The following is a 15,316-nucleotide window of genomic DNA, read 5'->3' on the forward strand; positions in this document are numbered from 1 at the left end:
CATTATTTGCTATTCCCTTTGATTATCAAATATGAGACCTTTATGCCATATATTTATAAAATATGCCCACACTGCCGTGATAAGTGTATAGATGTTATAGGTTTTTCAGGACGATGCCCTGTTTGTCAAACGCCACTTCAGACTGCTGCTTATTTTTCCATTGGTTTGACAGCATTATTGCTGATTTGCTTATTAATTAGCTTGTATTTGAAATTATACATTATTTCTTTAGGATTTTTATGTCTTATCTTGATTTATAAGATATTTTCATACCAAATAGATTGTTTGTTATTCCCTTTGATTGTCAAAAAATAGTTTAAGAGCAAGCCTGATGAAGTTAAAATACCTAATGCCTATCTTTGCGACAGTATCAACAATTGCCCATGCCGACCTGCCCCTTACGGTAGAGGATTTAACAACGGACAAAAACCGTTTTAAATTAGATACATCGCTTAGTTATTATAACCAAAGCCAAACCAGTCTGGCTCCGCAGACTTATGGCATGGCGGACTTGGGTAATGGGCGTGTTATTATCTTGCCAGCACCAGCGGCAGAAAATAACAGCAATACCGATATGTTGATTGTGGGTGCAGGTTTGCGTTATGGCATCAGTGATTCTTGGGAGGTGGGGGTGCGAGGCAATTTTGTGCATACCGCAGAGCGTTATACCATAGACCAAAAGCCCAATCAGAGCAACAATCGTTTTTTGCAAGACATTTATCTTGGCATGCAATACAGCTTTAAGGATAACAAAAAATTCCCCGACAGCCTATTATTTGCCGAAATTTCTGCCTATGATAACACCCAAGGTTTGCGATCAAAATCAGGCTCATCGGTTCTGGTGGGTGGCACGGTTTATACCATCAATGATCCGATTGTATTGAGCTTGACAGGCTCTTATCAATACAATGGCAATCGCAAAACATTGCATAACACAGCGGTTGATTTGGGCGATGTACTGGCGATAAATGGAGTTGTTGGTTTCGCTGTTAATCCTGATATCACACTGACTGGTGGCGTGGGCATACAATACAAAAAAGCCGATAACTTTGAAGATATGGGGCAAATATCACACAACCAAACACAGACCTCGTTAAATCTTGGCATGGCGTATGCTTTATCAGCCAGAAGTAATTTGACCGCCAATGTACGCACCAATATTTCAGGTGGTAATAATAGCACGCTATCACTGGGCATTACAACCAAACTTGGGGCATTGCCACCGCCTTTGTCAGAAAAATACCGCCAATCAAATAAATAATGAAATATTGTCAAATTTTGGGCATGGCTTTTGTTGCATTTGGGCAAGTTGGTTATGCCAGTACAATAAACAGTCCTTATTCCGCCCAAATTTTTTCAAGCCATACCACCTTTAAGGACAGGCGAGATGCCAACATCACCAAACAAGACTTGGACTATTCTTGTGGGGCATCTTCTTTGTCTACCATTTTAACTTACTTTTATAATCAGCCGACAACAGAAGCTCAAATTTTGGAAGATATGGCATTGGATAACATGATGTCATCTTTTTTGGATTTGGCACAGGTTAGCGAAAAATACGGCTTTGTTGGGCGTGGGCTTTTGATGGATTATGAGACACTTTCCCAAATCAAAATCCCTGCCATTGTCTATCTTAATCACAAAAGAAGCGACCATTTTAGCGTGGTGCGAGCGATTGACAGCACTCATGTTTATTTGGCGGATTCAAGTATGGGCAATAGAATATTAACCAAAAAACAATTTGAAAAAATGTGGCTTGCTGCCGATAACACCAGCAAAGACAACAACACCAAAGGCAAAGTGCTGCTGATACTGCCAACAACAGACAAACAAAAACAACTAAGCAATGTCAATTTTACCACCATTACCCAAACCCAATCTTTATTAAAAGAGACTACTTATTTATTTAGAAATTTTTTATAATATACGGACTAACAAGTCGGCAGCGTTTTTCTTTATCAAATAAGATGCTGATTGAGTTAAACCTTTAGTGATTGTCAAATGGGGCTAATGCACAAACAACGCCCAAGCTGGAACAAAATCAAATGATTGACTTAATTATTTATTATTTCATTGCCATCTGTTATAATCATCAACAATATCACAATTTTTAGTTATCAATTATGGAGTAACTTATGAGCATGGCAACACAACAAGGCAAAATGTGGCTTGATGGGGCATTGGTTGAGCAACCAGATGCCAAAGTTCATGTGCTGACCCACAGTTTGCATTATGGTTTGGCGGTATTTGAGGGCGTGCGTGCTTACCAAACTCCCGATGGTCGCACGGCAATTTTTCGCCTACAAGAACATACCGAACGCCTGCTAAATTCAGCAAAAATCTTTCAGCTTAATGTTCGCTACAGCTTTGATGAGCTGGTACAAGCCCAAAAAGATGTTGTTCGGCTAAATGGGTTGGCGTCGGCATATATTCGCCCTTTGATTTGGGTTGGTTCTGAAAAACTGGGCATCGCTGCCAAAGACAATACCATTCATGCAGCGGTAGCAGCGTGGCATTGGGGAGCGTATTTGGGCGAAGAGGGCATCAAAAACGGCATTCGTGTCAAAACCTCAAGCTACACCCATCACCACCCAAATGTTACCATGTGCAAAGCCAAAGCTGCCAGCAACTATCCCGTGTCTATCCTTGCCAATCAAGAAGTAACACGCAATGGCTATGATGAAGCCATCTTGATGGACCCACAAGGCTATGTCTGCCAAGGCTCTGGCGAGAACCTATTTTTGGTAAAAAATGGTGAATTGCACACCCCTGATTTGGCAGGAGGGGCATTGGACGGCATCACTCGCCGCACCATCATTGAGTTTGCACAGGATTTGGGTATTAAGGTGATTGAGCGTCGCATTACTCGTGATGAGTTTTATTTGGCAGATGAAATATTCATGACTGGCACCGCAGCCGAAGTTACACCGATTCGTGAATATGATGACCGCATTATCGGTAAGGGTGGTCGTGGCGAGCTGACCGAACAATTACAAAGTTTGTATTTTGATGTGGTGCAAGGTCGCAACGACAAATACAAACATTGGCTAAGTTTTGTTGATGAGTAATTGATTTTGCAAAAGCGTTTGGGCAACTAAACGCTTTTGTTTCATGCGTGCATTTGGCAATAAATCTGTATCAAAGGAAGTGCTGATGACTGATAAATTTGGCGAGCCATTGCTCAAGCTGCCCGATTATCCAGCAGAGTTTGAATGCTGTGATAGTGGCTGCGGTGAATTTTGTGTGTATGAAATTTATCGTCAGCAAAAACAAGCCTATGACGAGCAGCAGGCACGCCTGCATAAATTTTTGGCAGAAGGTGATATGAATGCTTAATCGCTGATTGCTTGTATAAAAATCCGATGTGCTTGAGATTGTAGCGATATAAAAAAACCTTGTCATCTGACAAGGTTAATATATGGTGGGGACGGAGAGACTCGAACTCTCACACCTCGCGGCGCTGGAACCTAAATCCAGTGCGTCTACCAATTTCGCCACGTCCCCAGTGTTTTGTGGGTGCTATTATAGCGTATTTTTGGAATTTGGCAAGTGTTTTTTGTGAATTTTATCATTTTTTTAATTTTGTTCGCTGATTCTTTGGAGGGTGGGGTTTGGCAAGATTATTAATTGCCCAAATGAGCCAAAAGAGGTATAATGGTGGAATTTTCGGTTGATTTATGCCCATCAGCTTGGTGTTGATGGGTTTTTTCTTGGAATAAATATGCGACATTTTTTATTTGATATTATTTTTACCGCCGTGTGCTTTGTGATAGCGGCATGGTGGGGCTATAGTCAGGGCGGTGTATCTGCCATGTTGATGGCGTTGGGCATTACGGCAATTTTGGCAATTATGGAGGTGTCGTTGTCATTTGACAATGCGGTGGTCAATGCCTCTATTTTAAAAGGCTGGAATGAATTTTGGAAAAAAATCTTTTTGACGGTTGGGATTTTGATTGCAGTCTTTGGTATGCGACTGGTTTTCCCAATTGTCATCGTTGCAGTAACGGCAAATCTGGGCATGATTGAGGTGGTGGATTTGGCATTAAACAACCCAAGTAAATATGCCGAACATCTAAACGCTCATCATGAGGAAATTTCCGTTTTTGGCGGTATGTTTTTGTTGCTCGTGTTTTTGAAGTTCATGTTTAGTGACAAGGACATTCATTGGTTTGGCTGGCTGGAATCTCGCTTAGTTAGATTTAGCAAGGTTGATGCCATGAGTGTTTTTGTGGCGTTGGCGGTATTAATGGTGGCAGTCGGATTGGTCGAAGAAACAAAACAGGCTGCGATTTTGACCGCTGGCATTTGGGGGATTTTGGTATATCTGGGCGTGAGCGTTTTGTCGGCTTTGCTAGAAGGCGAGAGCCATGATGACGAAGTGGTGTATGATACCAAGGGCAATGTCATCACCAATACCGCAGGTGTGTCGCCAGTTATCCTAAAAGGCGGCGTGGCAGGGTTTTTGTATCTTGAGGTATTGGACGCATCGTTTAGTTTTGATGGGGTGATTGGTGCTTTTGCCATCACCAATGATGTTATCATCATCATGCTGGGGCTTGCCATTGGTGCGATGTTTGTGCGTTCGATGACGATTTATTTGGTTGAAAAAGGCACGCTTAGCGAATTTGTCTATCTGGAACATGGGGCACATTATGCCATCGGTGCATTGGCGGTGATTATGCTGCTATCGGTCAAGGTGTCGGTGCCAGAGATTATCACAGGCTTAATTGGCGTTACTTTGATTGTTTGGTCAGTGTTTAATTCTATTGCTTATAATAAACGGCACGCCAATAAGTAGCTCAATCATTACCCAAAACCACATCAGCTCTATGAGCTTGGTGTGGTTTTTGTTTGCTGGTTGTTTATTTGGCTTTGATGAATAATCAGCTTTTATTAAAATTACAATAAAGACAGATTGTAAAAATATAGATTAACAGGCTAAAAATGTGATGGTTGGTAACTGGCTGGCGGTATTGTTGGCATCAGAAAACTGTTATTTTTAAAATTTGGCATAAATTTCGCCAAAGTAGCCAAGCAAATCATTTTGGTCAGTGATGGCGTCAATCTTGCATGATTTGGCATGATCAAAAGATATGATAATATTGAATCGTTTAAATATCGCCGAAATGCAACATCATCAGTGCAGACTGGCTGCTGCAAAACGAACCACTTGACCGACAATGATGATGGCAGGTGCGTTTAGTTTGGCTGCGTCTTTTTTGGCGACAATATCTGACAATGTGCCGATGACAACCTCTTGGGTGGGCAGGCTGGCATGGCAGACGATGGCGACTGGTGTGCTGCTTGGCAGACCTGAGGCAATTAGGCTTTCGCTGATTTTTTCAAGAGCGTGCAGACCCATATAAAAGACCAAAGTTTCGTCAGGGTGGTAGGTGCTTTTTAACCCATCAAAACTGGCATCGGACTGGTAACAACCTGTCAAAAATCGTACCGAAGTTGCAACGCCACGATGGGTAAGCGGAATGCCAGCATAGCTACCAGCCGCCAAGGCTGCGGTAATACCACTGACAATTTGGCAGTCAATGCCAGCATCACGGCAGGCAAGCATTTCCTCGCCACCTCGCCCAAAAATCAGCGGATCGCCACCTTTTAGCCGCAAGACGCGGTGACCCCGCTTGGCATAAGTGATAAGCAGGTTGTTGATTTCTTCTTGGGTTTTTGCATGGTCTTTGCGTTTTTTGCCGACAAAGATTTTTTGGCTATCACGGCGACACAGTGCCAAAATCTCTGGGCTAACCAGTGCATCATACAGTACAATATCTGCCTGCTGCATCAAGCGTAGAGCCTTGAAAGTGAGTAGGTCAGGGTTGCCTGCACCTGCACCAACAATATAAACCTCGCCAGATTTTTTGCCTTGATTGATAAAGCGATTTAGCTCGTCAGGCAGGCTATCAATGTGTTCATCATTCAAGCCACGCTGAAAAATTGACTCCCAAAAATAACGCCGCTCGGTGATGGTTGGTAGGGTGTTTTTGATGGTTTCGCGAAAATCACCTGCTTTTTTGGCAAGTTTCCCTAGATAGCTTGGTAGGGTGCTTTCAATTTTGGCACGAATCAGCCGTGCCAGCACAGGTGCTGTGCCATTGCTTGAAATGCCGATGACCACAGGATTTCTATCAATGATGGCTGGGAAAATAAAATCGCACAATTTGGGCGTATCAACAACATTAATAGCGACACCATGAGCCTTGGCGGCGGCATGGACAGCTTGATTGACTGCATTATCATCGGTGGCACAGATGACTAAGGCGGGATTGTGCTGGCTGATGTCATTATCATCAAAAGATTTTTTGATGGCTTGATGGTGTTTTTCGTTTAAAAAATTTAAAAACTCTTCATTAAAATTTTTGGCAATAACGATGAGTTTGGCGTCAGCCTGATTCATAAGCAATGCCTTGCGATAGGCAACATCACCACCGCCAATAATTAGGACGGTTTTATTTTTTAGCTTAAAAAACAGTGGCAGAGTATTCATACAAGGCTTGATTATTTTAAAAATTTAACAGAGTATTAACTAAATAATGGCAATCTGCTGACTGATTCGCCATCATAGCCCGTTGCCAAATCCTGCAAGGTTTTGCACAAAGTGGCGACTTTATCTTGAGTTACCAAAAATGCAGTTGCTCCTGATTTGACAAAGTAATTTGCCTGATCAAGTGCAAAATCCCCTGCAACAATCACCTCTCCAGCAAAACTTTGATGTCTGGCATGGCGAATTAGGCTAAATACTCGCCCATCGGCAAAGTTGCTGACATGAAAAACCAGCACCGATTGCTCGCCGATGGCAGCCGTAGTATCCTCAAGCGTATTATCGGCGGTTAGGGCGTGTTCGCTGTTATAATCATCGACAGTCTGGGTGCGAGCATCGGCATAAACTTTAATAAGATCCATGATAGTCCTTGTGGTTTAGTTATAAACGGCAGCTTTAAACGGTGCAATGCCCAGTCTTTCAACAGCTTGAGCGAAACTTTCGATATGATCATCGCTTTCAATGCGTTCGTTTTTGTAGACATTGACGATGGTGGCGATGGTGCTGGCAACTTCATCGGCGGCAACGGCACGACCGAGAATTTGACCCAGCTTGGCATTTTCTCCAGAGTTGCCACCAAGGCTGATTTGGTACCAATGTTCGCCCTTTTTGTCCACGCCAAGAATGCCAATATCGCCAACATGGTGATGGGCACAGGCATTCATACAGCCTGACATATTCAGGCGAATATCGCCTAGGTCGTATAGGTAATCCAAATCATCAAACTGCTTTTCGATGGACTCGGCAATGTTGTGCGTTGTGGCATTTGCCAAAGCACAATAATCAAATCCAGGGCAAACAATCATATCGGTTAGGGTGCCGATATTTGCTCGTGCCAAGTTTAACTCGCTAAGTGCTTGCCATAATTGGTACAAATCACTGATTTTGACATCGCTTAATACCAAGTTTTGCTGGTGCGTGGCACGGATTTCGCCCAGACTGTATTTATCCGCAAGCTCCGCCAAAGCAAACATTTGCTTATCGGTAATATCACCTGCTGGCACATAGCGACCATCAACCACGCCAGCTTTTAGCGAGATGATTACCGCCTTGTAGCCATTAACCTTATGGGCGACCGTGTTGTGCTGATACCAGTTGTTAAAATCTGTATTTTGCAAAAACTGCTGTAGCGTTTCTTGGGCGGTCAGTGTGTCAATGCTTTCATACGCAGGCTCGCTAAAATAGCTTTGGGCTTTGGCAAAATGGGCATCGCTCAAGGTCAGCTCGCCATCTTTGCTGGCTTGCCATGCTTGTTCAACTTTTTCGGCAAAAACCTCTTTGCCCAGACTTTCGACCAAGATTTTAATTCGTGCTTTGTATTTATTATCACGGCGACCTTCAAGATTATAGACACGCAAGATGGCATCAAGATAACTTAGCAAATGACGGCGTGGCAAAAATTCATTGATAGCCTTGCCGATGATTGGCGTGCGACCCAAGCCGCCACCGACCAAAACCTCAAAGCCAATTTCGCCATCTTTTTCGACCAAGTGCAGACCAATATCATGCACCTGTGTGGCGGCACGGTCAGCCTTTGTGCCGATGACGGCGATTTTGAATTTGCGAGGCAAAAAAGCAAATTCAGGGTGGAAGGTACTCCATTGACGAATAATCTCGCAATATGGGCGAGGGTCGGCGATTTCATCAGCATGGATACCTGCATAAGGGTCGGTGGTGGTGTTGCGGATACAGTTGCCAGAGGTCTGAATGGCGTGCATCTGATTGGCAGCCAGCTTGGCAAGAATGTCAGGAACTTCAGCCAGCTCAACCCAGTTCAGCTGCATATTGGTACGCGTGGTAAAATGTCCATAGCCTTTATCATAATCACGAGCAATCTCTGCTAAAGTTCGAAGCTGCTGACTTGACATTAAGCCATAAGGAATGGCGATACGCAACATCGGTGCATGACGCTGAATGTACAAGCCGTTTTGGAGGCGTAAAGGCAAAAATTGCTCCTCTGGCAATTGTCCTGCCAAAAAACGCTCAGTCTGATCGCGAAACTGTGCAACTCGTTCATCAACCAATTTTTGATCGGCATAGCTGTATTGATACATTGTTAATCCTTTGGCTTAATGCTAATGGGAGCTTTTTGTTGTAGCTATTTATGAATATGACGCACCATGTTAAGCGGTGCTGACAAAAATTTAAAATGCAAAAATGGAATATCGCCCAGTGGTTTGGGGATATGCTGTGCTATTTGGGGCTTTGCTGGCGGTGATGATGGTGCTACGGCTGACGCAGCCACAAACTTTGGCACAGAAGTTGATATTGTATAACTGATTTGACAGAATTTCAAACAGCAAAATGCCCAGCAAGATAAAAAGTTAAAATTTTGAAAATGGGTTTTGAAAATGGGTTTTGAAAATGGGTTTTGAAAATGGGTTTTGAAAATGGGTTTTGAAAATGGGTTTTGAAAATGGGTTTTGAAAATGGGTTTTGAAAATGGGTTTTGAAAATGGGTTTTGAAAATGGGTTTTGGCATTTGTATAGATAAATTTATGGCAATTTCAACAAAGCCAATTTGCAACCCTGCAACCATGTTTGTGATTTGATTGATTAGAAAAACCACAGCAAACAAGCAATAACTTGTTTGCTGTATTTGGCTGTTTATTCCGTCCCAAACTCTAAGCGTTTTTTGGCAAAAAATCGCTCCAGTCTGTCCATGGCATCTTCCAAATCGCTTAAATTCGGCAAAAACACCACACGGAAATGGTCTGGTAAATCCCAGTTAAATCCCGTGCCTTGTACCATCAGTACTTTTTCTTCGATGAGCAGTTCCATCATAAATTTCATGTCGTCATCAATAGGATAGACGCTGCGGTCGATTTTGGCAAAGCAATAAAACGCTCCTTTTGGCAAGGTGCAGCTGATGCCTTTGATGGCGTTTAGCCTGCTAACTGCCAAATCTCGCTGCTTGCACAATCTGCCTGTGGGGGCGGTGAGTGCTTGCATGGATTGGTAGCCGCCCATCGCTGTTTGAATGGCGTATTGTGCTGGCGTGTTGGCACACAGTCGCATACTGGCAAGCATGGTCAAGCCTTCGATAAAGTCTTGGGCGTGGTCTTTTTTGCCTGACAGCATCAGCCAGCCAGAGCGATAGCCTGCAATGCGGTGAGATTTTGACAGACCGTTGTAGGTCAGTACCAAGCAGTCGTTGCTGATGGTGCACATGGGGATATGTACCGCATCATCGTACAAAATGCGGTCATAAATCTCATCTGCCATGATGACCAGATTGTGTTTTTTGGCAATATCGGCGATGGCTCGCAAGGTATGCTCTGGATAGACAGCACCTGTTGGATTGTTTGGATTGATGATGACAATGCCTTTGGTGGCAGGGGTGATTTTGCTTTGTATGTCTGCCAAATCAGGCTGCCAGTCATCTTCTTCTTTGCAGCGATAATGCACCGCCTTGCCACCTGCCAAATTGGTTGCTGCCGTCCACAGGGGGTAGTCTGGCATTGGGATTAGCACCTCATCACCATCATCAAGCAGTGCCTGCATGGTCATGACAATCAGCTCGCTGACCCCATTGCCAATATAAACATCACCAACATCAGTGGCACTGACCAAGCCTTTGGCTTGATAGTATTGCAGTACGGCTTTGCGAGCAGCAAAAATCCCTTGTGAATCCGAATAGCCCGAGGCCTCAGGCAGGTTCATCGCCACATCACGGACTATCTCTTCAGGTGCCAGCAGTCCAAAAGGGGCAGGGTTGCCAATGTTTAGCTTGATGATACGCTGACCTTCTGCCTCCATGCGGTTGGCAGTTTGTAGCAGCTCGCCACGAATGTCATAGCAAACATTGGCAAGTTTGTTGGATTTTTTGAGTAAAACTGGTTCGGACATGGACTGTTCTCGCAGGTGGGTGGGGTGGGTTTGGGTGTGCCTGCCAGAGGCTGGCTGTGTTGATGCGTTGTGCTGATTGGGGGTGGTATTATAAGTTGTGCCAGTCAGCAGGTAGCTTTCGTCAATTTGTAATGCCGCTGCCAATGCAGGAAGTTTGCTGATGACAATGCCATTTTTGCCACACTCCCAATTGGCAATCGCACCACGACTGACAGGCGTACCAAGTGCGGCCATTTTGTCAGCAAGTTCTTGGGCTGACAGACCAAGTGCCTTGCGTCTGTTTTTTAGGCGTATGCCTTGAGATTTGGCGGTTTGCTTTGTATTATTCATAAGGGAGATTGTGAAATTTTTGCTGATTATATGCCAAGTGGTGCTAGATTGCAAGTTATTCTATACGAAATTGAGCTTTATTTTATTTATTTTTAATCTGATTTGTGTATTTTTGATGAAATTTTGATATTTTGCAAGAAATAGTTGCAAGATGATTGAGTTCTATTTGGCAGACTTGCTATCGTGTGGTGTTGGTGTTTTTATTATATTGCAGCATAGATTGGGAGTGTGATATGATTGAGCGATATTTTAAAAATATATTTTATGTAGGGCAGGGATTTTGTGGCTAACAAGGAAGTATAAACATGAATAGCATGACAAAAATCAAAAAGAATTTTTCTTGGTTTTATTATTGTAAGTCCACAGCGTTAATTGTACCGATTTTATTTCTATTTTTGGAAGAGCAGCTGGGGCTGACAGTTGCTGATATTTTATTGATTTCAGGGATTTATTATCTTTTGCCGATGATTTTTGAGCTGCCATTTGGTATGTTGGCAGATAAGTTTGGGCAAAAAAAGATATTATCGCTGGGTCTTATTTTGCAAATCATCTCTTGTGCTGTCTTGATTTTTATTGATTCTGTTTTGGCTTATCATTTGTATCTAATCAGCATAGCTGTTGCCCAGTGTTGTTATTCTGGGGCGGATATGGCATTATTAAAAAGTGCCTTTGTTGCCAATCACAAAAGCAACACTGAGTTTCAAAATTTTGTCATTGACTTAGAATCTCGGTTTTATTTTGTTGGTATTTTATTTTTAATTATTGGCTGTATCGCTTATTTTTTTGCCCCAAAACTTGCTTTTGTATTACAAATCATCTTGTTCGCAACTGGGCTGCTTTTTTTGCAAAAACTGCCAGAATGTGGCAAATTTATTGCCAAACAATCTGTCTTAAGCCAAATTGCCCAAGAGAAAAACAGGTTAAAATTAGTCATTGGCTTTACGCTTATGAATAAAGCGTATCTTGCTATTTGGTTGATTGGGGTAATTTTTGGTTCAGTGGTGCTAATCAACCATAAGACAATCCAGTCGCAGATTGCAAGTCTGGGGCAGTTTAATGTGCTTATCACGCTTGGGGTGAGTTTTGTTTTGGGTAATATTGCCTCATCTTTGGGTGCGAAATATTTTTTAAAATTTTGCCAAAAAATGCCAAATTTTCAGCGACAGCTGGCTGTTCTGATTGTGCTATTTGCTGTTTCTTATGCACTGTTATCAACAAGTGATTGGTTTATTTTGGGATTTTTGTTGCTGTGCGTTTTTAAGGCAAGTTTTCGACCGTTTATTTCAGCTGAGCTGACCAACCGCATACCATTTCAAGAATCCATCGCTACTGCTTTGTCAATGCTCGGGCTATTTACTGCTGTCATCACAAGCCTTATACATATTGGTGTGTCTTTTTTCTACCAAGATGTTGTATATGGCAATTGGTTGGTGTTGGCTGTTGCTTCTGCTTTGCTTGTCGTTTTGTTTGTGATACAGTATAAATCTCAACCAAATTGGTCTTTTGTTGTTTCAAAAAATCCACTCACCAAAAAAATCAACGCAATATCATACGAGGACAATCAGCTTTATTTTGACCAAGTATATCCAACAGAGCATAAAGATTCTTTGGTTGGTAGCGTTGATTATGCCAATTGGTATTTTAATGCTACAGATGAATTGAAAATCATCAATAAAAATAATCAGGTGATTCTAAGAGCTGCCTACTATGGGTCTGTGCATCTTTCGGACATACAAGATGGCTCCAAAATTTATGAGTACTGCGATAAAATTTTAAGCTCATTTAAGAATTTGGGTATGCAAAACGGCACCATGCTCAAGCATTATAGATTGGCTCAGCTGCCAACCATACAAGAGATTTTTCATGATCAAAAGAATATAAAGATTATCAATAATTTCTTAACAAAAACCATCATACATGGCGATCTACACCCTGACAATATCATGGTGCTTGGCGACGATGCAAAGATAATAGATTGGGATTTGTCTGGCGTTGGTTATTATTGGTTTGATGTTTTGACTTTATTATCGCACCCTAGGAACAATATTGACACAAAAGATATGTTTGTTCTGTTAAATAAATATTTAGTAGAATTTGATGATGAGCAATGGCTTGGGATTTTAATGGAGTTTGTTTTATTTAAAAAGGAGCAGTTATTAAAATTTTCCAAATTTGATAAAAAATTGCAAAAATTATCAGAAGACTATATGGACAAATGGAGATATTTTAATGAGCTGCTTATTGCAAATAACGACAAAATGTAGTGCCAAGTGCCAACATTGTCAATGTTATGATGGAAAAGATACTGACACGCAGATTGTTTTAAACAAAGCTGTATCTAGTCATGAGGATTTAATTTAATGGCTGATATGCTACGACAAATTGGCTTTTGGCGTGTTGATTTTGATTTATTGGCAAGTTAAACTGTCAAATGATGGCATTTGTTATTTCATTTAAAACAGGAGATGAAATTGCGTCATGAAAATTTTGGACAAACAAACCATTCATGCGATGAGTGAGGTTGATTGGCAGCACAGGCTAGATGCCTTGTCGTATCATGTGCTCAGGCAGCAGGGTACGGAGCGAGCGTTTACAGGTGCTTATACCGACACGACACTGGCAGGAGTGTATCGCTGCAAGGGTTGCCATACGCCGCTGTTTGATAGTCGTGCCAAATTTCATTCAGGCTGTGGCTGGCCGAGTTTTGATGCTGTGATTGCCGATGGTGCGGTTGATGAGCGACTGGACTTATCGCATGGTATGCAGCGTACAGAGGTTGTGTGTCATCACTGTGGTGGGCATTTGGGTCATGTATTTGATGATAATGTTGTTACTGATACAGGGCTGCGTTATTGTATCAACTCAGCAGCTTTGCTATTGGACGCCAATGACAAGGCAGGCGTGTGACACCACTGGGCTTGGGTGATTTTCTTGGCATTTGCCAAAAATATTTTGCTAATGTCTAGCTTTTTTGTATTTTTTTGTATATAATAACCAAAATCTACAACGAGCGAGTGATTATGAAGACTTTTAACTTTATCTTAGCAGTAACGCAAGGATAAGTTATTTGTTTTAATCATTCGCTTTTTTGTGGGTGATTTTTGCCAATCGATTGGTATTTGAGCGAGTTTTCGCAAAAAAATTTTATCCAAAATTTGGCAAATTTTATTTTATATTTAATAATTATTTATATTTAATAATAAATTTGGGGCAGATTCATGAACGCTCAAGCAACCCAAAAGGCGATTTTGGCACTGGCTGATGGTACGATTTTTCGTGGTATAAGCATTGGTGCAGCGGGCAGTACGGTCGGTGAGGTGGTATTTAATACAGCCATGACAGGCTACCAAGAAATTTTGACCGATCCAAGCTATGCAGGGCAGATGGTTACGCTGACCTATCCGCATATTGGCAACACGGGGTGCAATGACGAAGATGTGGAGTCAGGTCGGCAGCACAAAGTTTGGGCAACGGGTCTGATTATTCGTGATTTGCCATTATTGCACAGCAATTTTCGTGCCACAGCTTCTTTGTCAGAATATCTGCAAGCCCAGCAGGTTGTTGCGATTGCTGATATTGACACACGCCGCCTGACAACCTTGCTACGCAACACAGGTGCACAAAATGGCTGTATTATGACAGCAGATGCTGATGGGCAGATTGATGAAGCACGGGCGGTGGCACTTGCCAAAGCGGCACCATCAATGAAGGGTCAGGATTTGGCAAAAGTATGCTGCGATCAAGAGGGCTATGAATGGACAGAAGGCTCATGGCAGCTTGCCCATGATGGACGCAATGGCAAAACAAGCCAAACTGGCGGTCGTTTTCGCCAATTGACTGTAGATATTGAGCAAAAATACCGCATTGTTGCTTATGATTTTGGCGTAAAGACCAACATTTTGCGTATGCTGGTGGATAGAGGTTGTCATGTAACGGTTGTGCCTGCAACCACGCCAATCGAGCAAGTACTGGCACACAATCCAGATGGGATTTTTTTGTCCAACGGCCCTGGCGATCCAGAGCCATGTGTCTATGCCATCGAAGCGATTCGTCATATTATTACCAAGACTGATATTCCTGTGTTTGGCATCTGTCTTGGGCATCAGTTGCTTGCTTTGGCAAGTGGGGCAAAAACTTTAAAAATGAAATTTGGCCATCATGGAGCGAACCATCCTGTACAAAATCTTGCCGATGGGACGGTGATGATTACCAGTCAAAATCATGGGTTCTGCGTTGATGAATCAAGCTTGCCTGCCAATGTTAAGCCTACACACCGTTCATTGTTTGACGGCTCTAATCAAGGCATTGAGCTGACGGATCACCCTGCATTTAGTTTCCAAGGACACCCTGAAGCTAGCCCTGGTCCGCATGATTGTAGCGTGTTGTTTGATAGATTTGTGTGTGAGATTGAGAAGTCTAAGGCGTAAAATATCAGCAAAGTACGAGCGTTCGTACTTTGCGTTTCTTTATGTTTTGGGCTAATTTTAAGATATTGCTTTTTGCTTCATAACGGCTCAAAAATAAAAGTAATTTATATTGCCCTGCCTGATATAAAGATTTGATTAACTTACCAATTTATAGATTTTA

General features: G+C 42.3%; 13 protein-coding genes, 1 tRNA gene and 1 pseudogene. 9 read left to right on the forward strand and 6 right to left on the reverse strand.

Annotation, left to right across the window (positions count from 1 at the left end):
* Positions 1-331: 331 nt before the first annotated feature.
* From BW928_RS05915 to BW928_RS05930, 4 genes are all read left to right on the forward strand, one after another.
* Positions 332-1,261, forward strand: a complete 930-nt coding sequence (locus tag BW928_RS05915) for an outer membrane beta-barrel protein (RefSeq protein WP_076555319.1) — start codon at positions 332-334, stop codon at positions 1,259-1,261.
* The gene (locus tag BW928_RS05920) at positions 1,261-1,923 is read left to right on the forward strand and encodes a C39 family peptidase (protein WP_076555320.1); all 663 of its coding nucleotides are present in this window, start codon (positions 1,261-1,263) and stop codon (positions 1,921-1,923) included. The genes BW928_RS05915 and BW928_RS05920 overlap by 1 nt, the downstream gene beginning before the upstream one ends.
* 212 nt (positions 1,924-2,135) lie before the next feature.
* Positions 2,136-3,068, forward strand: coding sequence for a branched-chain amino acid transaminase (locus BW928_RS05925; RefSeq protein ID WP_076555321.1), 933 nt, complete (start codon positions 2,136-2,138; stop codon positions 3,066-3,068).
* 85 nt (positions 3,069-3,153) lie between these two features.
* Complete coding sequence (locus BW928_RS05930) at positions 3,154-3,336, forward strand: oxidoreductase-like domain-containing protein (protein WP_076555358.1); 183 nt, start codon at positions 3,154-3,156, stop codon at positions 3,334-3,336.
* Between the two features lie 83 nt (positions 3,337-3,419).
* On the opposite strand, the gene BW928_RS05935 is transcribed toward BW928_RS05930, so the two are convergent.
* Positions 3,420-3,504: transfer RNA gene (locus tag BW928_RS05935), tRNA-Leu, on the reverse strand.
* 217 nt (positions 3,505-3,721) lie between these two features.
* Between BW928_RS05935 and BW928_RS05940 the strand changes: the two genes are divergently transcribed.
* Positions 3,722-4,798, forward strand: a complete 1,077-nt coding sequence (locus BW928_RS05940) for a DUF475 domain-containing protein (RefSeq protein WP_076555322.1) — start codon at positions 3,722-3,724, stop codon at positions 4,796-4,798.
* Positions 4,799-5,137: 339 nt separating this feature from the next.
* Here the strand turns inward: BW928_RS05940 and cysG are convergent, their stop codons facing one another.
* From cysG to BW928_RS05955, 3 genes are read right to left on the reverse strand one after another with little or no spacing between them, the layout of a single operon-like run.
* Positions 5,138-6,496 (reverse strand): siroheme synthase CysG, encoded by a 1,359-nt coding sequence (cysG, locus tag BW928_RS05945; RefSeq protein WP_076555323.1) that lies wholly within the window; start codon positions 6,494-6,496, stop codon positions 5,138-5,140.
* Between the two features lie 35 nt (positions 6,497-6,531).
* The gene (locus tag BW928_RS05950; protein ID WP_076555324.1) at positions 6,532-6,912 is read right to left on the reverse strand and encodes a DUF934 domain-containing protein; all 381 of its coding nucleotides are present in this window, start codon (positions 6,910-6,912) and stop codon (positions 6,532-6,534) included.
* A 15-nt stretch (positions 6,913-6,927) separates the two neighbouring features.
* Positions 6,928-8,604 carry a nitrite/sulfite reductase gene (locus tag BW928_RS05955; RefSeq protein ID WP_076555325.1) on the reverse strand — a complete coding sequence of 559 codons (1,677 nt, stop codon included), beginning with the start codon at positions 8,602-8,604 and terminating at the stop codon, positions 6,928-6,930.
* Between the two features lie 103 nt (positions 8,605-8,707).
* On the opposite strand from BW928_RS05955, the gene BW928_RS12095 reads away from it, so the two are divergent.
* Positions 8,708-8,830 carry a hypothetical protein gene (locus BW928_RS12095; protein ID WP_259741474.1) on the forward strand — a complete coding sequence of 41 codons (123 nt, stop codon included), beginning with the start codon at positions 8,708-8,710 and terminating at the stop codon, positions 8,828-8,830.
* Between the two features lie 327 nt (positions 8,831-9,157).
* Here BW928_RS12095 and BW928_RS05965 read toward each other — a convergent pair whose 3' ends face one another.
* Together BW928_RS05965 and BW928_RS12220 are read right to left on the reverse strand one after the other, a co-directional pair.
* A complete protein-coding gene (locus tag BW928_RS05965) occupies positions 9,158-10,399 on the reverse strand; it encodes an aminotransferase class I/II-fold pyridoxal phosphate-dependent enzyme (protein WP_076555359.1) in 1,242 nt (413 codons plus the stop codon).
* Between the two features lie 168 nt (positions 10,400-10,567).
* Positions 10,568-10,729: pseudogene (locus BW928_RS12220) on the reverse strand (aminotransferase class I/II-fold pyridoxal phosphate-dependent enzyme); the annotation flags it as partial.
* Positions 10,730-11,034: 305 nt separating this feature from the next.
* Here BW928_RS12220 and BW928_RS05970 point away from each other — a divergent pair.
* The 3 genes from BW928_RS05970 to carA all read left to right on the forward strand — a co-directional run bounded on the left by BW928_RS05970 (position 11,035) and on the right by carA (position 15,156).
* Positions 11,035-12,993 carry an MFS transporter gene (locus tag BW928_RS05970; RefSeq protein ID WP_076555327.1) on the forward strand — a complete coding sequence of 653 codons (1,959 nt, stop codon included), beginning with the start codon at positions 11,035-11,037 and terminating at the stop codon, positions 12,991-12,993.
* A gap of 214 nt (positions 12,994-13,207) precedes the next feature.
* Positions 13,208-13,636, forward strand: a complete 429-nt coding sequence (gene msrB / locus BW928_RS05975; RefSeq protein ID WP_076555328.1) for a peptide-methionine (R)-S-oxide reductase MsrB — start codon at positions 13,208-13,210, stop codon at positions 13,634-13,636.
* Between the two features lie 311 nt (positions 13,637-13,947).
* Positions 13,948-15,156, forward strand: a complete 1,209-nt coding sequence (gene carA, locus BW928_RS05980) for a glutamine-hydrolyzing carbamoyl-phosphate synthase small subunit (RefSeq protein ID WP_076555329.1) — start codon at positions 13,948-13,950, stop codon at positions 15,154-15,156.
* Positions 15,157-15,316: the final 160 nt, after the last annotated feature.

Source organism: Moraxella cuniculi DSM 21768 (genome assembly GCF_900156515.1).
GTDB lineage: Bacteria > Pseudomonadota > Gammaproteobacteria > Pseudomonadales > Moraxellaceae > Moraxella > Moraxella cuniculi.